General features: G+C 73.0%; 16 protein-coding genes. 13 read left to right on the top strand and 3 right to left on the bottom strand.

Going from position 1 to position 20,396, the window contains the following annotated elements; genetic code table 11:
• Positions 1–76 precede the first annotated feature (76 nt).
• Positions 77–2,464, bottom strand: coding sequence for a M28 family peptidase (locus ACPFP2_RS08055; RefSeq protein ID WP_424087636.1), 2,388 nt, complete (start codon positions 2,462–2,464; stop codon positions 77–79).
• A gap of 267 nt (positions 2,465–2,731) precedes the next feature.
• Here ACPFP2_RS08055 and ACPFP2_RS08060 point away from each other — a divergent pair, with 267 nt between their 5' ends.
• The 7 genes from ACPFP2_RS08060 to ACPFP2_RS08090 all read left to right on the top strand — a co-directional run bounded on the left by ACPFP2_RS08060 (position 2,732) and on the right by ACPFP2_RS08090 (position 11,512).
• Positions 2,732–3,949: a PP2C family protein-serine/threonine phosphatase gene (locus tag ACPFP2_RS08060; RefSeq protein ID WP_424087638.1), complete on the top strand. Its 1,218-nt coding sequence runs from the start codon at positions 2,732–2,734 to the stop codon at positions 3,947–3,949.
• Positions 3,946–5,697 carry a sensor histidine kinase gene (locus ACPFP2_RS08065; RefSeq protein WP_424087640.1) on the top strand — a complete coding sequence of 584 codons (1,752 nt, stop codon included), beginning with the start codon at positions 3,946–3,948 and terminating at the stop codon, positions 5,695–5,697. Before ACPFP2_RS08060 ends, ACPFP2_RS08065 begins: the two co-directional genes overlap by 4 nt.
• The gene (locus ACPFP2_RS08070) at positions 5,694–6,146 is read left to right on the top strand and encodes a response regulator (protein ID WP_088976209.1); all 453 of its coding nucleotides are present in this window, start codon (positions 5,694–5,696) and stop codon (positions 6,144–6,146) included. The genes ACPFP2_RS08065 and ACPFP2_RS08070 overlap by 4 nt, the downstream gene beginning before the upstream one ends.
• Complete coding sequence (locus ACPFP2_RS08075) at positions 6,139–6,948, top strand: inositol monophosphatase family protein (RefSeq protein ID WP_424087643.1); 810 nt, start codon at positions 6,139–6,141, stop codon at positions 6,946–6,948. Before ACPFP2_RS08070 ends, ACPFP2_RS08075 begins: the two co-directional genes overlap by 8 nt.
• 218 nt (positions 6,949–7,166) lie before the next feature.
• Complete coding sequence (locus ACPFP2_RS08080; RefSeq protein WP_424087645.1) at positions 7,167–8,180, top strand: coiled-coil domain-containing protein; 1,014 nt, start codon at positions 7,167–7,169, stop codon at positions 8,178–8,180.
• Positions 8,181–8,216: 36 nt separating this feature from the next.
• Positions 8,217–9,770 (top strand): fused MFS/spermidine synthase, encoded by a 1,554-nt coding sequence (locus ACPFP2_RS08085; protein ID WP_424087647.1) that lies wholly within the window; start codon positions 8,217–8,219, stop codon positions 9,768–9,770.
• 71 nt (positions 9,771–9,841) lie between these two features.
• Positions 9,842–11,512: a serine/threonine-protein kinase gene (locus ACPFP2_RS08090; protein WP_424087649.1), complete on the top strand. Its 1,671-nt coding sequence runs from the start codon at positions 9,842–9,844 to the stop codon at positions 11,510–11,512.
• Positions 11,513–11,521: 9 nt separating this feature from the next.
• Here ACPFP2_RS08090 and ACPFP2_RS08095 read toward each other — a convergent pair whose 3' ends face one another.
• Both ACPFP2_RS08095 and ACPFP2_RS08100 read right to left on the bottom strand, forming a co-directional pair.
• Positions 11,522–12,190, bottom strand: coding sequence for a potassium channel family protein (locus ACPFP2_RS08095; protein WP_424087651.1), 669 nt, complete (start codon positions 12,188–12,190; stop codon positions 11,522–11,524).
• Positions 12,180–13,514, bottom strand: a complete 1,335-nt coding sequence (locus tag ACPFP2_RS08100; RefSeq protein WP_424087653.1) for a TrkH family potassium uptake protein — start codon at positions 13,512–13,514, stop codon at positions 12,180–12,182. The genes ACPFP2_RS08095 and ACPFP2_RS08100 overlap by 11 nt, the downstream gene beginning before the upstream one ends.
• Before the next feature lie 142 nt (positions 13,515–13,656).
• Here ACPFP2_RS08100 and ACPFP2_RS08105 point away from each other — a divergent pair, with 142 nt between their 5' ends.
• The 6 genes from ACPFP2_RS08105 (at position 13,657) to ACPFP2_RS08130 (ending at position 20,307) form a co-directional block, all read left to right on the top strand.
• Positions 13,657–14,787, top strand: coding sequence for a glycerophosphodiester phosphodiesterase (locus tag ACPFP2_RS08105; RefSeq protein ID WP_424087654.1), 1,131 nt, complete (start codon positions 13,657–13,659; stop codon positions 14,785–14,787).
• A gap of 819 nt (positions 14,788–15,606) precedes the next feature.
• Positions 15,607–16,806, top strand: coding sequence for a substrate-binding domain-containing protein (locus ACPFP2_RS08110; protein WP_424087656.1), 1,200 nt, complete (start codon positions 15,607–15,609; stop codon positions 16,804–16,806).
• 3 nt (positions 16,807–16,809) lie between these two features.
• Positions 16,810–17,553: an ABC transporter ATP-binding protein gene (locus tag ACPFP2_RS08115; protein WP_424087658.1), complete on the top strand. Its 744-nt coding sequence runs from the start codon at positions 16,810–16,812 to the stop codon at positions 17,551–17,553.
• Positions 17,550–18,311: an ABC transporter ATP-binding protein gene (locus tag ACPFP2_RS08120; RefSeq protein ID WP_424087660.1), complete on the top strand. Its 762-nt coding sequence runs from the start codon at positions 17,550–17,552 to the stop codon at positions 18,309–18,311. Before ACPFP2_RS08115 ends, ACPFP2_RS08120 begins: the two co-directional genes overlap by 4 nt.
• A complete protein-coding gene (locus ACPFP2_RS08125) occupies positions 18,311–19,201 on the top strand; it encodes a branched-chain amino acid ABC transporter permease (protein ID WP_424087662.1) in 891 nt (296 codons plus the stop codon). The genes ACPFP2_RS08120 and ACPFP2_RS08125 overlap by 1 nt, the downstream gene beginning before the upstream one ends.
• Positions 19,198–20,307: a branched-chain amino acid ABC transporter permease gene (locus ACPFP2_RS08130; RefSeq protein ID WP_424087664.1), complete on the top strand. Its 1,110-nt coding sequence runs from the start codon at positions 19,198–19,200 to the stop codon at positions 20,305–20,307. Before ACPFP2_RS08125 ends, ACPFP2_RS08130 begins: the two co-directional genes overlap by 4 nt.
• Positions 20,308–20,396: the final 89 nt, after the last annotated feature.

The following is a 20,396-nucleotide window of genomic DNA, read 5'->3' on the forward strand; positions in this document are numbered from 1 at the left end:
GGGGCGGGCCACCGAGTGTAGGTGGCCGGTCCACGAGCACCGCCCGAGCGCCGACAGTTGCCCGGGACGGAGCCGACTAGAGCGGGTACGTCCGGGCCACCGCCAGCATCTCCGAGCTGTGCGAGCCGACCACTCCGACGTCCGCCGGGCGGGGCCGGAAGCCGGGCAGCGCGTCGAGGCCGTCGCTGGCGTCCATCGCCCGCAGCCGCACCTGCCCGCCGCGCGATCGCAGGTTGAGGGTGACCTCGATCCCCTCGGCCGGTGGCGCGTGGAACACCACACCCCACCAGCGGCCGTCCTGCTGCTGCCGGGCGACCTGGATCTGCCGGCCGGCCACCGTCGCCCCGGTGACCTCCACGTCGCCGGGGCCGGCGGTCTCCACGTGCAGCGAGGCCAGCCGGACCGACCGCTGCGGCACCAGGCGCAGGCGCAGGGTCCGTTCCGTGCCGGCCGTGACGTCGGCCAGCACCTCCAGTTTCGGGGCGGGCAGGTTCGCCGCCGGGGCGGGACCGGCACGCAGTTCGGCGTCACCGAGCCCCGGGAAGTCCTCGACCGTCCCGACCTCGTCCACGTACCCGTCGGTCCAGGGCTGCGGATCCTCCTCGTGGCTGAGCCAGCGGGCCTGCCCGGTGCCGGCGTCCAGGGCGTACATCAGATGAGTGGGCACCGGGTGCGCGGCGTCGAAGCGGTCCACCCGCAGGCCGACCCCGGCGAGCACCACCACGGCGAGCCCGGCGGCGACGGCGGGCAGCGCGCCGCGCCGACGCGCGCGGGCGGCGACCAGGCCGCGCTGGCCGCCGGCCGCCGGGTGCAGCAGGTCCACCACCGGCAGCGCGGCCAGGCCGAGCAACACCGCGAAGAGCGCCGCCACCCCGCCCATCCCCATGCCGAGCGCCGGGAAGAGCAGCACCACCGTCGGCAGCAGGATCACCACGGCCACCGCGCCGGCCAGCGTCACCGCGACCACCGGCCACGGGCCGTCGACCCGGGTGGCGAGCGCGACCAGGCCGGCCACCGCGCCGGCCAGGGCCGGCAGGGTCGCCAGGTACGCCCCGCCCGGCACGGTCGCGGCCAGCGCCACCCCGATCAGGGCGAGCCAGCCCAGCCCACCGACCGCCAGGGCGGCCGGCCCGACCCAGCGGCGGGTGAGCGCGTACCAGGCGAAGAGGATCGCGGCGGCCGACGCCACCACGGCCAGCCGGTACCAGACCGGCCGGTACGGGTCGAGCAGCTCGGCGTACCCCGGGCGCAGCGCGGTGATCCCGGCCCAGAGCAGTTGGGCGGCGAGCGGCGCGGCGACCACCGGCACCAGCGCCAGCCCGAAACCGGCCGCCAGCCGGCCGGCCGTGGCCCGGCCGCGCCGCCGGGCCAGCCAGGCCAGCCCCAGCACCGCCGCCACCGCCAGCCCGGCGAGCGGCCAGATCAGCCAGCCGGGGTAGCGGACCAGCCCACCCGGGACGGGGAAGTAGGTGGCGTCGTGCCCGGCGCGCAGGGCGGTCAGATCGGTACGCCCGAACTCCCGCGCCAGCCCCAACGCGTTGTCCCCGTGCTGCTGGAGGCTGCCCCGGTCCATGCTCGCCGGGGTGTCCAACGGGGTGTGGTAGATCGCCCCGCCGTCGATGTACGCCGAGTTCAGCCCGACGAAGTCCTCGTCCAGGAACGCGGTGAAGTCGGTGTCGTTGGGCAGCGCCCGGTAGATCTCCACCGCGAACGAGGTGCCCACCGGGTGCGGCGCGGCCCGGCCGAAGACGTCCACCAGCTTCGCGTTGTCCCGGGACGTCTCGAACATGATCACGGGGCCGGTCGACCCGCGCGCCTCCAGGTTCAGCACCACCCCGCCGTCCGCCGCCAGCGGGTGCTCCGAGGCGAACGCCGACGCGCCGCAGAGGCAGGCCTCCTCGGCGTCGGTCAGCACGAAGACGATGTCGTTGCGCGGCCGCGGCCCGGCGGTCAGCGCGCGGGCCACCTCCAGGATGGTGGAGGTGCCGGCGCCGTCGTCGTTGCCGCCCGGGCCGGACTGCACCGAGTCGTAGTGCGCCACCAGGAAGACCCGGCCGGTCGGGGCCGTACCGGGCAGCCGGGCCACCACGTTGCGGACCCGGGCCAGGGTCGCCCCGGCGGCCGCCCCGCTGAGCTGGCCCGCCTCGTCGGCCACGGTGTCCTGCACCTCGGTCTCCAGGCCCAGCCCGCGCAGCACGCCGACCAGGTGCTCGCGTACCTGGTCGTTGGCGGCGCTGCCGGCCACGTGCGGCTCCGCCGCGATCGTCTCCACCGTCCGGTACGCCCGCCCGGCGCTGAACTCCCCGGCCGGGGCGTCCGCCGGCCGGGGCGCGGGCGTTCGCAGGTCGACCAGGACGGCGGCGCCGACCGCGAGCAGGACGACCAGCGCGGCGAGGGCAGCCGGCAACCGGTGACGGGGGCGCGCCAGGGCACGGTCGGCGGCGGGGACTCCGGGTACGCCCACGGCGGACTCCTCTCCGGTGGGGCGGGGGTGGGCCCATCCTGCACCGCGGCACCGTGATCCGCGACACCCAGTGCCGAACCGTGACACGCCCGCCCGCCCGAACGCTCACTCAGTGACTGCCTTGCCCGGGTACGCCCGTGCCGCCGCGGTCGTGTTGTGTGCGACCGTTGTCTAATACAGGATCAGCAGGGCACTCGGAAGGAGCCCGACATCACCAGCGAACTCCCGCGTCTCGCGGCGGTGACCCGGCCGCACCGGGGGCCCGGCATGGCCGGTCCCTCAGTCGCGCCGTACCCGCAGGGCGGCCTCGGGCGAAACCCGAACCTGCCGCCCGGCGAGCGGCTGCGGGTGCTGCTGGTCGAGGACGACGAGGGCGACGCCTTCCTGGTGAGTGAACTGCTCGCCGAGACCAACTCGATGATCGACCTGCTGGTCGCGACCAGTCTGAGCGAGGCGCGGCAGCGGGTGGCCGGTGTGGACTGCGTCCTGCTCGACCTCGGGCTGCCCGACGCGCAGGGCCTGGACGGGCTGCGCAAGGTGCTGGAGATGTCCACCGGCGCGGCGGTCTGCGTGCTGACCGGCCGTTCCGACGAGCACCTGGGCATCGTCGCGGTCGCCGAGGGCGCGCAGGACTACCTGGTCAAGGGCCAGGTAGACGGGGTGCTGCTGACCCGGGCGCTGCGCTACGCCGTGGAGCGCAAGCGGGCCGACGAGAACGCCCGCCGGCTGCGCGAGGTCGAGCTGCGCCAGGCCGAGTCGGCCCGCCTGGAACGTGGTCTGCTGCCTCAGCCGCTGATGTCCACCGACGAGGTGTCGGTGCACACCTTCTACCGTCCCGGCCGGCACGCCGCCCTGATCGGCGGGGACTTCTTCGACGTCGTGCAGACCCGGCCCGACCGGGTCGACCTGATCGTCGGCGACGTCTGCGGGCACGGCGTGGACGAGGCCGCGCTCGGCGTCGAGCTGCGGGTCGCCTGGCGGGCGCTGATCCTGGCCGGCGTCGGAGACGACGACGTGCTGCCGGCGCTGGAGCAGGTGCTGATGAGCGAGCGCCGGCTCCAGGAGATCTTCGCGACCGTCGCCACCGTACGGCTGGACCTCGACGCCAACCGGGCCACCGTCCGGCTGGCCGGGCACCCGCCGCCGTTGCTGCTCTCCGGGGGCAAGGTCGCGCCCGTTCCGGCGCCCGGCGGCCTGCTCCTCGGCGTACGACCGCGCCGGCCCGTAGCGTTCGACCTGGAGTTCGACACCGATGACTGGTCCCTGCTGATGTACACCGACGGCCTGATCGAGGGGCGGGTGGGTGACGGCGACGACCGGCTGGACGTGCCGGGGCTCGCCGGTCTGCTGGAGGACCCGGCCAACCACGCGGTGCCGTTGGCCGAGCTGCCGGCGTGGCTGGTCGGCCGGGCGGAGCAGATCAACGGTGGCCCGCTCGCCGACGACGTCGCCATGCTGCTGGTCACCCGGGGTGGTGGCCGGTGAACACCTACCGTCAGGGCTGGACCCTGCGCCGGCGGGTGCTCGTGCTGCTCACCGTGGTGGTGGCGCTGCTGCTGGGCCTGGCGGCGGCGGAGGCCGCGCTGGCGACCAAGACCCGGCAGAACATGGACGCGGTGCTGATCAAGACCGGGCCGCTGCGGGTGCAGGGCCAGGAACTGCTCAACGCCCTGCTCGATCAGGAGACCGCCGTCCGCGGTTACGCGGTCAGCGGCGACCGGGCCGACCTCGCCCCGTACGAGACCGGCCTGAAGCAGGAACGCGACACGGTCGCCGCGATGAACAGGCTGATCGGCGACTACCCGGACATCCAGCGTGAGCTGCGGGTCGTGGAGCAGCAGGCGGCCGACTGGCGACGCACGGTCGCCGAGCCGGTGATCGCCACGACCGAGCGCGACGGCACGGAGGCCGGGCAGGCGCTCATCACCGACCAGGCCCGGCAGCAGTTCGACGAGATCCGGGCCTCGACCGAGGTGCTCCAGAAGGAGATCTTCGCCGAGCGCAACCGCACCGCGCAGAAGGTCTACGAGACGAGCAACATCCTGGTCGTCCTGCTGATCATCGCGGCGGTGGTGATCGCGGTCGCCGGCGTGCTGCTGGTGCTGTCGCTGGACCGGATGGTGATCCGGCCGCTGACCGGGCTGGCCCTGCAGGTGCGGGAGGTCGCCGGCGGCGACTACCGGCACCACATCGAGGGGTCCGGCCCGCCGGAGTTCCGCCGTCTCGCCGACGACGTCGACGCCATGCGGCAGAAGATCGCCCGGGAGCTGGACGAGGTGCGCGAGGCGCGCCAGAACATCGAGTGGGTCAACAGCCAGCTGCAGAAGCAGGCCGAGGAGCTGACCCGCTCCAACCGGGACCTGGAGCAGTTCGCGTACGTCGCCTCGCACGACCTCCAGGAGCCGCTGCGCAAGGTGGCGAGCTTCTGCCAGCTGCTCCAGCGGCGCTACGCCGGGCAGCTCGACGAGCGGGCCGACCAGTACATCGCCTTCGCGGTCGACGGCGCGCAACGGATGCAGCGCCTGATCAACGACCTGCTCGCCTTCTCCCGGATCGGCCGCCTCACCAGCGGCTTCACCGAGGTCGACCTGGACAAGGTGATGGGCGACGTGGCCGGGCAGACCGAGGCCGCCCGCCAGTACGCCGACGCCGAGCTGACCTGGGGCCCGATGCCCACCATCCGGGGCGAGGAGCCGTTGCTGACCAACCTGCTGGCCAACCTGGTCAGCAACTCGGTGAAGTTCCGCCGGCCCGACGTCCCCCCGAAGGTGCACGTCTCCGCCCGGCTGGTCGACGACGAGTGGGAGATCAGCTGCCAGGACAACGGCATCGGGATCGAGCCGGAGTTCGCCGACAAGATCTTCGTGATCTTCCAGCGACTGCACTCCAAGGACGCGTACCCGGGCACCGGCATCGGCCTGGCGATCGTCAAGAAGATCGTCGAGTACCACGGCGGCCGGGTCTGGGTGGACACCACGGTCGGCGAGGGCACCGCGATCCGGTTCACCCTCCCGGCCCGTCCGGAGGACGTCGAGGCGGCGAGGGCCGAGGCCGCCGCGGCCGAGGAGTCGACCGGGGACGCCCCGGTGGACACCGACGGCGCCGAGGACGCGGTCACGGCCGACGCGCCGGCCCCGGCCGACCGGCAGCCGGACGGCGCGGCGGACGGGAGCGCGCCCGACGGGGCGTCGGAGCAGGGTACAACGGGTGGCATGAAGGAGACGGTGGGATGACGGTGCCGGCGGACGGCAACAGCCCGATCGAGGTCCTGCTCGTCGAGGACGACCCGGGCGACGTGCTGATGACCCAGGAGGCGTTCGAGGAGCACAAGCTGCGCAACCGGCTCACCGTCGTCTCCGACGGCGCCGAGGCGCTTGCCTACCTGCGGCGCGAGGGGCAGTACGCGGACGCGGTGCTGCCCGATCTGATCCTGCTCGACCTGAACCTGCCGCGCCGCGACGGGCGGGAGGTGCTGGAGGAGATCAAGAAGGACGACCAGCTCTGCCGGATCCCGGTGGTCGTGCTCACCACCTCCCAGGCCGACGAGGACATCCTGCGCAGCTACCAGCTGCACGCCAACGCCTACGTGACCAAGCCGGTGGACTTCGAGCGCTTCATCTCGGTGGTGCGGCAGATCGACGAGTTCTTCGTCAGCGTGGTCAAGCTCCCGCCGCGTGGCTGACCGGCTGCGGGACGAGGTCGGCGAGCTGCTGCGGGAGACCGCGGCCGAGGTCGTGCTGCCCCTGTTCCGCCACCTGGACGACGCCGACGTCACCGAGAAGGCCCCCGGCGACCTGGTCACGGTGGCCGACCAGCGGGCGGAGGCGAAGATCTCCGCCGTGCTGCGCAAGCTGCGGCCCGGCTCCGTGGTGGTCGGCGAGGAGGCGGTCGCCGCGGATCCGTCCCTGCTGCGGCACCTGCGCGACGGCGGCGACGTCTGGCTGGTCGACCCGGTCGACGGCACCGGGAACTTCGCGGGTGGCCGGAGCCCGTTCGCGCTGATGGTCGCCCTGCTCACCGACGGCGAACTGACCGCCGCCTGGGTGCTGGACCCGCTCGCCGACACCCTGGCGGACGCCGGGCGGGGGGAGGGCAGCCGGCTCGACGGCCGGCCGGTGCGGGTCGCCGACCTCGCCGTCGCCTCGGGCGGGCTGCGCGGCACGGCGATGACCCGGTTCCTGCCGCCCGGCACCCGGGAACGGGTCGAGGCCGGCGGTGAGCGGATCGGTGAACTGCTCCCCGGGCAGCACTGCGCCGGCCGGGAGTACCTCGACCTGCTCACCCGGGAGCAGGAGTTCGTGCTCTTCTGGCGGACCCTGCCCTGGGACCACGCTCCCGGCGTGCTGCTGGTCCGGGAGGCCGGCGGGGTGGCCCGCCGCTTCGACGGCACCGACTACCACCCGGCCGAGGACGGTCGGGGGCTGCTCGTCGCCGCCGACGACGACACCTGGGCCGAGGTGCGCGACACCCTGCTCGGGGGCTGAATCCCCCGCGCCGACCGCCGGTTCTCGGCACTGCGCGACGACGTCGGCACGCTGTGTCGACGATCGATGCGCCGAGCGGTCGCGGGCCTGGTCAACCGGGCTGCGTCCGGTATCGTGTCCGGCGGTCTCCCGCCAACGGGCCACCACCTGCTCCGTCGGCGGGGCCACCGCCGCGCAGGGGTCGACCGGGCCCCGTGGGGAGAGGGAAGGACACCTTCGTGCCCAGGACCACCAGCACCCGACCGCGCGTACGCCGGCCGTTGATCGTGCTGCTCGCCGTGGTGGCGCTGCTGCTCGGCGGGGGCGCCGTGCCGGCCTCCGCGGAGCCCAACGAGGGCGGCACCAAGAAGCTGCGCGACGCGCTGGAGGCCGCCGCCAAGGGCCACATCGAGGCCAAGGCCAAGCTCGACAACTCCAAGCGCCGCCAGGCCGCCCTCACCGGTGAGCTGAAGACGGTCGAGGGGCGGCTGGTCGGGCTGAACACCCAGGTCGGCCAGGTGGCCGCGCAGTCGTACCGGCTGGGCCGGCTCACCCCCACCTCGGCGCTGCTCAACAGCGCCAGCCCCGAGTCGTTCCTGCAGCGCGCCGCCGAACTCGACGTGATGGGTCAGCGCGACGCCAGGAAGCTGCGCGACCTCGTCGAGGCCAAGGAGACCGCCGCGCAGGCGAAGATCGCCATCGACAACGAGGTGCGCGAGCAGCAGAAGCAGGTCGCCGCCCTGGCCAAGCGGAAGCGGGACGCCGAACGCGCGCTCGCCACCGTCAGCTCCGGAGTCAGCTCCGGCTTCAGCGGCGGGTCGTCGTCGGCCAAACCGGCGCCGCGCAATTCGGACGGCTCCTGGCCGTCGGAGAACTGCTCGGTCAACGACCCGACCACCGACGGGTGCATCACCCCGCGCACCCTGCACGCCCTCCAGCAGGCCCAGGCGGCCGGCTACAAGCGTTACGTCAAGTGCTTCCGCACCGGCGGCGACGGTGAGCACCCGAAGGGCCGTGCCTGCGACTTCTCCGCCGCCACCAGCACGTTCAAGGACGAGACGGCGACCGGCGGGGACAAGGCGTACGGCGACAGCCTGGCCAACTACTACAAGAACAACGCCAGCCGGCTCGGCGTGCTCTACGTGATCTGGTACCGGCAGATCTGGATGCCGAACACCGGGTGGCGGGCGTACAGCGGCTCCGGCAGCCCGGCCGCCGACCACACGAACCATGTTCATCTTTCGATGTACTGACCCGGGCGACCAGGAACGCTGCGTACCATCGCGACGGTGAGCAGCTCATCCTCCGACGTCGTGGCCGAGGCGGCACCCGCCGACCCGGCCACCTCCCGCGCGTTGCCCAACGGGCTCGCCGCGTTCCTGGTCTTCTTCTCCAGCGGCGCCGTGCTGGTGCTGGAGACGGTCTCGTTGCGCCTGGTCGGCCCGTACGTCGGGGTGACCCTCCAGGTGACCAGCTCGGTCATCGGCATCGCGTTGGCCGCCATCGCGTACGGGGCGTGGACGGGCGGGTGGCTCGCCGACCGGCGGGACCCGCGCGGCCTGCTCGCCCCGGCGCTGGTGCTGGCCGGCATCGCCTCCGCGGTCACCCTGCCGGTGGTCCGGTACGCCGGTGAGGTGCTGCGCGGCGGGGCGGCCACCGCCATCCTGCTGCTCGTCGCGGCGGCCGTCTTCGTCCCGGCGGCCCTGCTGTCGGCGGTCACCCCGCTGGTGGTGAAGCTCCAACTGGCCGACCTGCGGCGCACCGGGCAGGTGGTCGGCCGGCTCTCCGGCATCGGCACCCTCGGCGGCATCACCGCCACCCTGGTCACCGGCTTCGTGCTGGTGGCGGCGCTGCCCAGCACGGTCATCCTGATCGCGCTGGCGGCGCTGCTCGGCGGCACCGGCCTCGCCCTCGGGGCGTACCTGCGTCGGCAGCGGGGCACCGGGCTGCCCGGCCCGGCCCGGGCGAAGGCCACCCTGGCGGTGCTCGGGCTGCTCGGCGCGGGGCTCAGCGCGGTCGCGCCGAACCCGTGCGACGTGGAGACGGCGTACCACTGTGCCCGGGTGGCCGAGGACCCGTCGCGGCCCAGCGGCCGGGTGCTGTACCTGAACTCGGCCCAGCACTCGTACGTGGACCTCGCCGACCCGACCCACCTGGAGTACGAGTACACCCAGTGGATCGGCGCGGCGGCGGACGTGCTCGCGCCGAAGGGGCAGCGACTGGACGCGCTGCACCTGGGCGGGGGCGGGTTCACCATGCCGCGCTACCTGAGCGCCACCCGGCCCGGCACCGACAACGTGGTCTTCGAGATCGACGGCGGGCTGGTCGAGCTGGACCGGCGTGAGCTGGGCGTACGCCCGGGGCCGGGGCTGCGGGCGGTGGTGGGTGACGCCCGGATGCTGGTCGCCGGCGAACCGGCCGACAGCCGTGACCTCGTGGTCGGGGACGCCTTCGGGCATCTGGTGGTGCCGTGGCACCTGGCCACCCGGGAGATGGCGGCCGAGGTCCGACGGGTGCTGCGCCCCGGCGGGCTCTACGTGCAGAACGTCATCGACTACCCGCCGGGGCGGTTCATCCGCAGCGAACTGGCCACCGTCGCGGCCGAGTTCCGGCACGTCGCGGTGGTCGCGCCGCCCCAGGCGTTCGCCGGGCAGGTCGGGTCGAACTTCCTCGTCGTCGCCTCCGACGCGCCGTTGCCGCTGGACGCGCTCGGCCAGCGTCTCGGCGCCCTGGACACGATCCCCGACCTGCTCGCCGGGGCGGAGTTCACCGCCTTCGTCGGCGACGCGCTGGTGCTCACCGACGACTACGCCCCGGTGGACCAGCTGCTCGCGACCGCCTGAACGGGTGACACTGCTGACCGATTACGCCCATCCAGGTGTAACGGGCCCGCCTGCGGGCAACACGTCCGACCATGGGTGGAGCGATCCGGAACGGCGCACAACTGCTGGGTGAGCGGTACCGGCTGATCGAGCAACTCGGCGCGGGCGGCATGTCCGTGGTCTGGCGCGGCTACGACGAGGTGCTCGGCCGGCAGGTGGCGGTGAAGGTGCTCGCCTCCCGCCTGGCCGCCGACCGGGCGTTCCGGCACCGCATCCGGGTCGAGGCCCAGGCCGCCGCGCGGCTCTGCCACCCCAACATCACCAACGTGTACGACTACGGTGAGTCCGAGCAGGTCGGGCTGACCGTGCCGTACGTCGTGATGGAGCTGGTCGACGGCGGCCCGCTGACCGCGCGGCTCGGCCGCGACGGCAAGCTGCCCTGGCGGGAGGCGGTGACGATCGGCGCGGAGGTCACCTCGGCGCTGGCCACCGCGCACTCCCGCGGCGTGGTGCACCGGGACGTCACGCCGGGCAACGTCATGCTCACCTCCACCGGCGTGAAGGTGGTCGACTTCGGTATCTCGGCGCTGGTCGGGGAGAGCGAGAAGGGCCCGGACGGCGCCCTGCTCGGCACCCCCGCCTACCTGGCCCCGGAGCGGTTGGACAACGGCCAGGTCTCCCCGGCCACCGACGTGTACGCCGTCGGGCTGCTGCTCTACCGGATGCTGACCGGTCGGCTGCCGTGGAAGGCCAGCACCACCACCGAGATGCTCCGCGCGCACATGTACAACGACCCGGAGCCGATGCCCGAGGTGACCGGGCTCCCCGACGAGGTGGCGGAGCTGGTGCGCCGCTGCCTGGCCAAGCAGCCGGAGGACCGGCCGCAGACCGCCGAGGTGGCCCGTACCCTGGCCGAGGCGGCCGGGATGATCGCGGCCGTGCCGGTCTCCCCGGCTCCCGGATTCGCGGACCCGGCGCTGCTGGCCAGCGCCGGCACCACGATCCTGCCCTGGTCGTCCGACACCGACGCGCTGCCGTTCTCCGGCCGGACCCGCAGCCGCCGGGCGGCCTCGCGTCGCCGCAAGGTCGAGGCGGGGGTGGCCGCCGCCGGCCTGGTCGCGGTGACCGCCGCGATGTGGGGGTTGACCTCCAAGAGCCCCGCCAGCGGCGGCGTGGACCAGCCCACCGAGGCGCGGATGGGGCTCCAGCAGCAGACCCCGTGCGGCGTCTCGTACGTGCTGCGCAAGGACTCCGGCAAGGACTTCACGGCCGAGGTGACGCTGACCAACACCGGCAAGCAGGAGCTGCGGGACTGGAGCATGAGTTTCGCCTTTCCCGGCACCCAGAAGGTGGTCAAGGCCAGCCCGGCGGTGGCCCGTCAGCAGGGGCGTACGGTCGTCGTCCAGCCGGCGGCCGGCCGGACCGCGCTCGCGCCGGGGGCCTCGGAGAAGGTCGCGATGACCGGCCGGTACACCGGCGCCAACCCGCTGCCGGTGGAGTTCCGCCTCGGCGACGCCACCTGCGCGGTCCAGGTCTCCGGGGTGGCCGGGTCCACGCCGACGACCGCCCCGGCCAAGGCACCGGCCGCGAAGCCGCCGGCGAAGAAGGCGGCCGGCAAGGGCGGCTCCACCGTCACCTCCGGCAAGGGCTCCGGCGGCGGCGCCAAGGCGAAGTCCGGCAAGGGGTCGGGTGACGGCGCAAAAAAAGCCGCGGCGCCCGTGGCAAGGGACGACGATGACGACGACGGGGGCGACGACGACTGACGGCCCGGGTCAGCTCAGCGTGGCGAACCGCTGCACCTGGTCGATCGTCCCCTCCACGATCAGCACGCTCTCCGGCATGAGCACCGTCTCCGGGCCCGCGTACCGGAAGCGTTCCCCGGGCAGCTTCGCGCCCACCACCATCACCCCGTAGCGCTCGGTCGGGACGAGTTCGCTCAGCTGCCGGCCGACCAGGCTCGGCGGCACCGGCACCTTGGCGATGGCGAAGTCGTCGCCGAACTCGATGAAGTCGAGCATCCGGCTGATGATCAGGTGCGCCACCCGCTCCCCGGTCTCCGCCTCGGGGAACACCACGTGGTGCGCACCGACCGAGGCGAGGATCTTGGCATGCTTCTCCGAGGTGGCGCGGGCCCAGATCTGCGGCACGCCCAGCTCGGCCAGGGCCAGCACGGACAGCACGCTCGCCTCCACCGACGCGCCGATCGCGACGACCACCCGGCCGAAGTCCGCCACGCCGAGCTGCCGCAGCGCGGCCTCCTCGGTGGCGTCCGCCTGCACCACCCGGTCGAGCTGCGCCGACCAGCGCTGCACCCGGTCCGGGCTGCGGTCGACGGCGAGGACCTCGTGACCGAGCTGGGTGAGGGATCCGGCCAGGTGGCAACCGAACCGGCCGAGGCCGATGATCACGATGCCGCTGTCGTCCGTGCTCCTAGCCGACAATGGGTTGCTCCTCCGGGTAGCGGTACAGGCGTCGTCGGGTGTTCAACGCGATGGCCGAGCCGAGGGTGAGCGGACCGATCCGGCCGATGTACATGAGCAGGGTCAGCGTCAGATGGCCCGGCATGCCGTAGTCGTCCGGGCTGCCCACGGAGAGGCCGGTGGTGGTGAAGGCCGAGGTCACTTCGAACAGCGCCCGGTAGTAGCGCACGCCCTCGGTCATCACGATCAGCGCGACGGTGCCGGCGACCACGAGCGCGACGCTGAGCAGGGCCACGGTGAGGGCCTGCCGCTGGCTGGCGGTGGCGATCCGGCTCCGACCGACGGTGACGTCCGGTTCGCCCCGCACCTCTGCCCAGATGACGAAGGCGAGCAGGAAGAAGGTGGAGACCTTGATCCCACCGGCGGTGCTGGCGCTGCCGCCGCCGATGAACATGAGGGCGATGAGCAGGGGATAGGTCTCCTCGTCGAGCTGGTTGGTGTCGACCGTGTTGAAGCCGCCGGTGCGCACGACCGCGTCCTGGGTGAGGGCGGCCAGCATCTTGCCCCGCCAGTCGTACGTGCCGAGGGTGTTCGGGTTGGCCCACTCGGTGGCGAGCAGGCCGACGAAGCCGACCACGAGCAGGGTGAGGCTGCCCCAGACGGTGAGCTTGGTGGCGACCGCCCACGAGGCGGGCCGGCGCCACGCCCGCACCACCTCGAACAGCGCCGGGAACCCGAGCCCGCCGAGGATCGTGCCGATCACGAGGGGCAGGCAGATCCACGGGTCGCGGCCGAAGCTCACCAGGCTGTCGGGCCAGAGCGAGAATCCACCGTTGTTGAAGCCCTGCACGGCGTGGAACAGCCCGTACCAGAGCGCACGCCCGACCGGGTAGTCGTAGGCCCACCAGAGCCGGCCGGCCAGGATCGCGGTGATCGCCACCTCGCTGACCACGGCGAGCGCCGCGATGCGCAGCAGCAGCCGGCGTACGTCGCCGAAGCCGAATTCGGCGGTCTCGGCCTGCACCAGCATCCGGTTGCGCAACCCGAGCTGCCGCGCGACCACCAGGATGACCAGGGTGGCGCCGGTGAGGATGCCGAGGCCGCCGACCTGGGTCAGCACGGTGATCATGATCAGCCCGAAGGTGTTCCAGTACGTCGAGGTGTCGACCACCGACAGGCCGGTGACCGAGACGGCGGAGGTGGCGGTGAACAGTGCCTTGGTGAACGGGGTGTAATGCTGTTCGCTGGTCGCCCAGGGCAGCATCAGCAGGCCGGTGCCGAGGGCGATCGCCGCCAGGAATCCCAACGGCACCAGCCGGACGGGATGACGGAGAAACCGGCGCATCAGACAATCTTCTGTTTCCCGGCGGTCCGGGGTCGGTGAATCGCGTATCCCGGAGGGTTCATCCGGTGGTCAGCCGCCGACCAACTGCCGGTCAGTCCGGGCCGGTCTGCTGGGCGCGACCCATCGACGACAGGAGACGGCGTTGCGACGTACCCTTTCCGCCCTCGGCCTGGCCGGCACGCTGCTCGCGGTGGCGGTCGCCGTGCCCGGCGCGGCGTCCGCCCGCGAGGACGACTCCGAGCGCGCGGGCCGCGCGGTGCGGGCCACCCACCGGCCCATCGTGATCGGCCACCGTGGTGCTAGCGGCTACCGCCCCGAGCACACCCTGGAGGCGTACCGGCTGGCGATCCGCACGGGCGCCGACTACATCGAGCCGGACCTGGTGCCGACGAAGGACGGTGTGCTGGTCGCCCGGCACGAGAACGAGATCTCCGGTACGACCGACGTGGCGGCCCGGCCCGAGTTCGCCGCCCGCAAGGCCACGAAGACCATCGACGGGGTGACCGTCACCGGCTGGTTCACCGAGGACTTCACCCTGGCCGAGCTGAAGACGCTGCGGGCCAAGGAGCGGCTGCCGCAGGTACGGGTGGCGAACACCGCCTTCGACGGGCGGTACGAGGTGCCGACCTTCCAGGAGGTCGTCGACCTGGCCCGGGCGGAGAGCCGGAACCGGGGCCGGACCATCGGCGTCTACCCGGAGACCAAGCACCCCAGCTACTTCGCCTCGATCGGGCTGCCGCTGGAGGAGCCGCTGGTGGCGGTGCTGCGCGAGAACAAGCTGGCCCACCGGGGCGCGCCGGTCTTCGTGCAGTCCTTCGAGACGGCCAACCTGCGCAGGCTCGACCGGATGATCGACGTGCCGCTGGTGCAGCTGCTCGACGCCTCCGGCCGCCCGTACGACTTCACCGCCGCCGGTGACCCGCGCAGCTACGCCGACCTGGCCTCGCCCGCCGGGCTGGCCTGGATCGCCGGTTACGCCGACGGCGTCGGCCTGAACAAGAACCTGATCGTGCCCCGGGACGCCGCCGGCAGGCTCCGCGCGCCGACCACGGTGATCCGGGACGCGCACCGGGAGAAGCTCGTGGTGCACGCCTGGACGTTCCGCGCCGAGAACCAGTTCCTCCCGGCCGACTTCCGCATCGGCGCCGACCCGAACGCCCGGGGCGACGTCACCGCCGAGTACGAACTCTTCTACGGCCTCGGCCTGGACGGCGTCTTCACCGACCAGCCCGACACCGCCGTGGCGGCCCGCGCCGGCCTCCCTCGGCGCTGACCGGCGCGTGGTCGGCCTGCTCCGGCGCTGACCGGCGTTCGGTCGGCCTGGGCCCCGATGCCGGTCGCGTCGGGCGCGGACGTCAGCGTGGTCGAGCCTGACCTGGCGCTGATCGCCGCAGATGGGCTGGTCCCGGGGCGGATCGACCCCTTCCGGGCGGCCCTGCGGTTGCCGCCTCCCGTGAGCCCGGTGGGGCGTCCGGTTCGACCGGACGCCCCACCGTCGTTTGGTGTGCCGGGCGGGGGCGCAGGTGTTGCCGGGTGACTACCGACTTGATCGCACAGATGGATCACCGCCGCCCGCCTTTCGGGAGCACGGCACGGTGAGCCTGCTCGCGCACGGTGAGCCTGCTGGATCGTGGAAGTAGTGGCCTCCGCCCGCGGGCAAGGCCACTACTTCCACGATCCAGCACGATCTCGGTGGGGTCGGTGGGTGCTGATCCATCGGTGCGATCAGGTCGATAGCGTCGGCGGACCTCAGGTGCCCCGTCGCTCGGCCACCGGGTCTTCTGCGACCGGCTGCTCGACGGTGGCCGGCGCTGCCCGCGACCGGCCGACCACGACGGCGGGCTGCGGTGTGCCGGCCGCCGGCCGGCGCGGACGCAGTGAGTGGCGGTCGATGGCGGGGGGCGACACAGCGCCGACCGGGGCGGTGGCGACCGCGCCCACCACGAACGCGTGTGCCGACCCGACCGGGCCGGGGATTGTTACGGCCGGCCACCTCGCCCCTGTCACTTGTGTGTTTCCGCCACATAGCCCGTGGGTGACGTCACTTCTAGCGTGAGCCGACACATGCTTCCTGTCCTCACCTGGAGTCGCGATGACGGTCCGGCACACGCGGCGGGCGTTCCTCTCCGCCGCCACGATGATGGCTGCGGCGCTCGCCGCCACGGCCTGCGGCAGCCCGCAGGACACCGCCTCCGGCGGCGGTGACAGCACCGCCCCGGTCAAGGTCGGCCTGGTCTACTCCCAGTCGGGTCCCCTGGCCAGCTACGGCAAGCAGTACATCGAAGGATTCAAGGCCGGCCTCGACCACGCCACCGGTGGCACCGGCAAGGTCGGTGACCGGAAGATCGAGGTCACCGAGGTCGACGACGCCGGTGACCCGGCCAAGGCGGTCTCCGCCGCCAAGGACCTGATCGGCAAGGGCACTAAGATCATCGCCGGTTCCACCGCCTCCGGGGTGGCGCTCCAGGTCGCCCCGATCGCCGCGCAGAACAAGGTCCTCTTCATCTCCGGGCCGGCCGCCACCGACGCGGTGACCGGCGCGAACAAGTACACGTTCCGCTCGGGGCGGCAGTCGTACCAGGACGTGGTGACCGCCAAGTCGTTCATCGGAGACCCGGCCGGCAAGAAGGTCGTCGTCTTCGCCCAGGACGGCGCGTTCGGCGACGCCAACGAGGCCGCCGTCAAGGCCGTCATCGGTGGCGCGGGCGCCACGGTGAGCAGCGTCCGGGCCCCGGCCAGCGCGACCGAGTTCACCCCGTTCGCCAGCCAGATCAAGGCCGCCAAGCCGGACCTGCTCTTCGTCGCCTGGGCCGGCACCACCGCCCCGGCCATGTGGCAGACCCTCGACCAGCAGGGCGTCCTCACCTCCACCACGGTCGTCACCGGCCTGGACATCCGGGCCTCCTGGCCCACCTTCGGCGCCGCCGGCAGCAAGATCTCCTTCCTGTCGCACTACTTCGACGGGGCCAGCGACACCGAGGCCGCCAAGGCGCTCAAGGCCAAGGTGAACGCCATCGACCTGTTCCACCCCGACGGCTTCGCCGCCGCGCAGATGGTCGTCCGGGCCGCGCAGGAGGGCGGCGACGACGTCGACAAGATGGTCACCGCGCTCGAAGGCTGGACGTTCGACGGGGTGAAGGGCAAGATGACCATCCGCGCCGAGGACCACGCCCTGCTCCAGCCGATGTACCAGGCCAAGCTCTCCGGCAGCGGCACCGCCTTCACGGCCGCCGCCCAGAAGACCCTGACCGGCGACGAGACCGCCCCGCCGGTCACCCCGATGAAGGGCTGAGAAGTGCTCGCCACCCGCGGTCTGACCTGGCGGATCGGAGAGGTCGCCATCGTCGACAACGTCTACCTCGACCTCGCGCCCGGGGAGTTCCTCGGCGTGATCGGGCCCAACGGCGCCGGCAAGACCTCCCTGTTCAACCTGATCACCGGCCTGCGCCGGCCCACCGAGGGCCGGATCACGCTGGACTCCGAGGACATCACCGCCCTCCCGCCGCACCGGCGGGCCCGCCTCGGACTGGGACGTACCTTCCAGGCGTCCTCGGTCTTCGGCTCGCTCACCGTGCGGGAGAACGTCCGGCTCGCGGTGCAGGCCCACCGCGGGGGCTCGATGAAACTGTGGCGGCGGGCGGCGGCCGACCGGGAGGTGGCCGCCGCCGCCGACGCGGCGCTCGACCGGGTCGGCCTGCACCACCGGGGTACGGCGCTCGCCGGCACCCTCGCCCACGGCGAGAAGCGCAAGCTGGAGATCGCCCTGCTGCTGGCCGGGGAGCCCCGGGTGATGCTGCTGGACGAGCCGATGGCCGGGGTCAGCGCCGAGGACGTGCCCGAGCTGGTCGACGTCATCCGGTCGCTGACCGGCGACAGCGGCCGGTCGGTGCTGATGGTCGAGCACCACATGGACGTGATCCTGGAACTGGCCGACCGGATCGCCGTGATGCACCACGGCGCGCTGCTGGCCTGCGACACGCCGGACACGGTGATGGCGAACGCCACCGTGCAGGAGGCGTACCTGGGGGAGTCGCTGTGAGTGAACCGGTCCTGAGCGTCGAGAACCTGTCGGTGCGGATCGCCGGGCTGCACATCCTGCAAGGGGTGTCGTTCACGGTCGCCCCGACCGGGGTGACCGTGCTGCTCGGGCGTAACGGCGTCGGCAAGACCACCACGCTGCGCGCGATCGTCGGCCTGACCCCCCGCAACGGCGAGGTGCGGGGCACCATCCGGATGGGCGCGCAGAGCCTGCTCGCCCGCCCCACCCACCGGCTGGTCCGCGGCGGCCTCGGCTACGTGCCGGAGGACCGCTGCGTGTTCGCCGGCCTCACCGTCGCCGAGAACCTGCGACTCGCCGAACGGCGCGGCAGCACCCCGGCGTACGACAAGGTCTATGCGCTCTTCCCGGAGCTGGACCGGCGCGGACGGCAACGGGCCGGCTCGCTCTCCGGCGGGCAGCAGCAGATGCTGGCGATCGGCCGGGTGCTGCTCAACGACAACCGGCTGCTGCTGGTCGACGAGCCGACCAAGGGGCTGGCGCCCAAGGTGGTCACCGAGGTGGCCGAAGTGCTGGAACGGGTCGCCGAGTCGGTGCCGGTGCTGCTGGTCGAGCAGAACCTCGCCGTGGTCCGGCGGCTCGCGGACGACGCCGTGGTGCTCGCCGCCGGCCAGGTGGCCTGGACCGGCGACGCCAAGGAACTGCTGCTGGAGACGGCGCTGACGAAGTCGCTGCTCGGGGTCGGCTCCGGCGGCGGGCACGAGACCGCCCCGACGGCGGCGCGGAAGGACGGAAGCTGATGGGCACGGTCATCCTGCTGACGCTGACCGGGCTTGGCCTGGCGGCGCTCTACTTCCTGGTCGCCTCCGGCCTCTCCCTCGTCTTCGGTCTGGCCGACGTGCTCAACTTCGCGCACGGGCTCTTCCTCGGCGTCGGCGCGTACGCGACGTGGTGGGCTGCCGGGAACCTGCCCGGCGCCGGCCCGGACGGCCTCGGGTTCGTGCTCGCGGTGCTCTTCGGGGTGGCGGCCGGCACGCTGGTCGCGGTGCTGGTGGAACTGGTGCTGATCCGGCCGCTCTACTCGCGCACCATCGAACAGGTGCTGGTCACCGTCGGCCTCTCGCTGGCCGGGGTGGCGCTGCTCCAGGCCACCTGGGGCGCGGACGCCCGGCCGTTCCCGCGCCCCGAGTGGACCCGACAGGTGACCTCGGTGCTCGGCGCGAACGTGCCCAACGGCGGGCTGCTGCTGATCGTCGCCGCGGTGGCGGTGCTCGGCGCGCTGCTCGCCTTCCTCCGCTGGACCCGGTACGGCCTGGTGATCCGCGCCGGGGTGGAGAACCGGGAGATGGTCACCGCGCTCGGCATCGACGTGCGCAAGGCGTTCACCCTGGTCTTCGCCATCGGTGGGGCGGCGGCCGCGCTGGCCGGCGCGCTCGGCGGCGTCTACTTCGGCAGCGTCTCGCCCGGACAGGGCGGCTCGCTGCTGATCTTCGCGTTCATCGTGGTGGTGATCGGCGGGATGGGCTCGGTGGTCGGGTCCGCGTACGCGGCGGTCGTGGTGGGGCTGCTGCAACAGTTCGTCAACTACTACGGCGTCTCCGGGCTGGGCGACATCTGCGTGGTCGGCCTGCTCGCCGTGGTGCTGCTGCTGCGGCCCCAGGGCCTGGCCGGAAAGGTGGCTCACGCATGACCGACCAGATGGTCGACGCACCCCCGGCCGCGGTGCCGGCGGAACTGACCCCGGGGCACTCGCGCTGGCACGGGCTGCGGCCGTGGCTGCCGCTGGCGGCGCTGGCGGTGGCCGCGATCGTGCCGTACTCGACGGTTGCCCTGCCCGGGATCTTCGAGGGGCCGCTGAACTCGCCGGGCACCCTGCAACTGCTCGCCGTCTGCCTGGTCTTCGGCGGTCTCGCCGCCGGGTACGACCTGCTGTTCGGCCGCACCGGCATGCTCTCCTTCGGGCACGCGCTCTACTTCGCCGCCGGGGTGTACGGCACCGACATCCTCGTCACCCGGGCCGGGCTGCCGTTGTGGCAGGCCGCGCTCTTCGCCGTCGTCGGGGCGACGACCCTCGCGGCGCTGCTCGGTGCGGTGGCGCTGCGTACCGTGGGGATCGCCTTCGCCATGGTGACGCTCGCCTTCGCCCAGGTCGGGGCCATCCTGGTGGCCCGGAACTTCGGCGGCTGGACCGGCGGCGAGGAAGGGCTGCCGCTGGACGTCTCCGGCCTGCCGCAGGCGCTGGTCGGGGTCACGAACACGGTCAACCTGTACTGGCTGGCGTTGGCGTACCTGGCGCTGGTGGTGTTCGTGGTGCACCGGGTCTCCGGCTCGCCGACCGGGCGGGTGCTGGCCGGGCTGCGCGACGACGAGCGGCGGATCGGGGTGCTCGGGCTCGACCCGTACCGGTTCAAGCTGGTGGCGTTCACCCTGGCCGGCGGTCTCGCCTCGGCCGGGGGAGTGGTCTACTGCCTGATCGTCGGCGGCGCGAGCCCGCACGTGACCTCGTCCGAGCTGACCCTGTCGCTGCTGGTGATGGTGGTGCTCGGTGGGCCCGGCACGCGCTGGGGCCCGGTGCTCGGCGGCGTCCTCTACATGTACCTGGACCACCGCCTCACCGCCTTCGGGACCAGCGACGCGGTCGATGCCCTGCCCGCCGTGCTGAGCGCCCCGCTCAGCCAGCCCCTGTTCGTCCTCGGCACCGTCTTCATCCTGGCCGTCTACTTCTTCCCCGGCGGCCTGGCCAGCCTCACCACCCGACTGACCCCCCTCCTCAAGTCCCTCCGCCCCCCACGCTGACCCCCGCCCCCGCCCTGTTGATCATGAAGTTATTGCCACGACACGCCGTGCCCGCAGGCGATAACTTCATGATCGACGGAGCGGGATCG

It is taken from the genome of Micromonospora citrea, assembly GCF_049629545.1.
GTDB lineage: Bacteria > Actinomycetota > Actinomycetes > Mycobacteriales > Micromonosporaceae > Micromonospora > Micromonospora citrea_A.

Bases quoted from the DNA above. Each gene is read 5' to 3' on its own strand.
- ACPFP2_RS08110 (WP_424087656.1), top strand. From the start codon at position 15,607: ATGACGGTCCGGCACACGCGGCGGGCGTTCCTCTCCGCCGCCACGATG.
- ACPFP2_RS08100 (WP_424087653.1), bottom strand. From the start codon at position 13,514: ATGCGCCGGTTTCTCCGTCATCCCGTCCGGCTGGTGCCGTTGGGATTC.
- ACPFP2_RS08130 (WP_424087664.1), top strand. From the start codon at position 19,198: ATGACCGACCAGATGGTCGACGCACCCCCGGCCGCGGTGCCGGCGGAA.
- ACPFP2_RS08070 (WP_088976209.1), top strand. From the start codon at position 5,694: ATGACGGTGCCGGCGGACGGCAACAGCCCGATCGAGGTCCTGCTCGTC.
- ACPFP2_RS08125 (WP_424087662.1), top strand. From the start codon at position 18,311: ATGGGCACGGTCATCCTGCTGACGCTGACCGGGCTTGGCCTGGCGGCG.
- ACPFP2_RS08090 (WP_424087649.1), top strand. From the start codon at position 9,842: ATGGGTGGAGCGATCCGGAACGGCGCACAACTGCTGGGTGAGCGGTAC.
- ACPFP2_RS08060 (WP_424087638.1), top strand. From the start codon at position 2,732: ATGGCCGGTCCCTCAGTCGCGCCGTACCCGCAGGGCGGCCTCGGGCGA.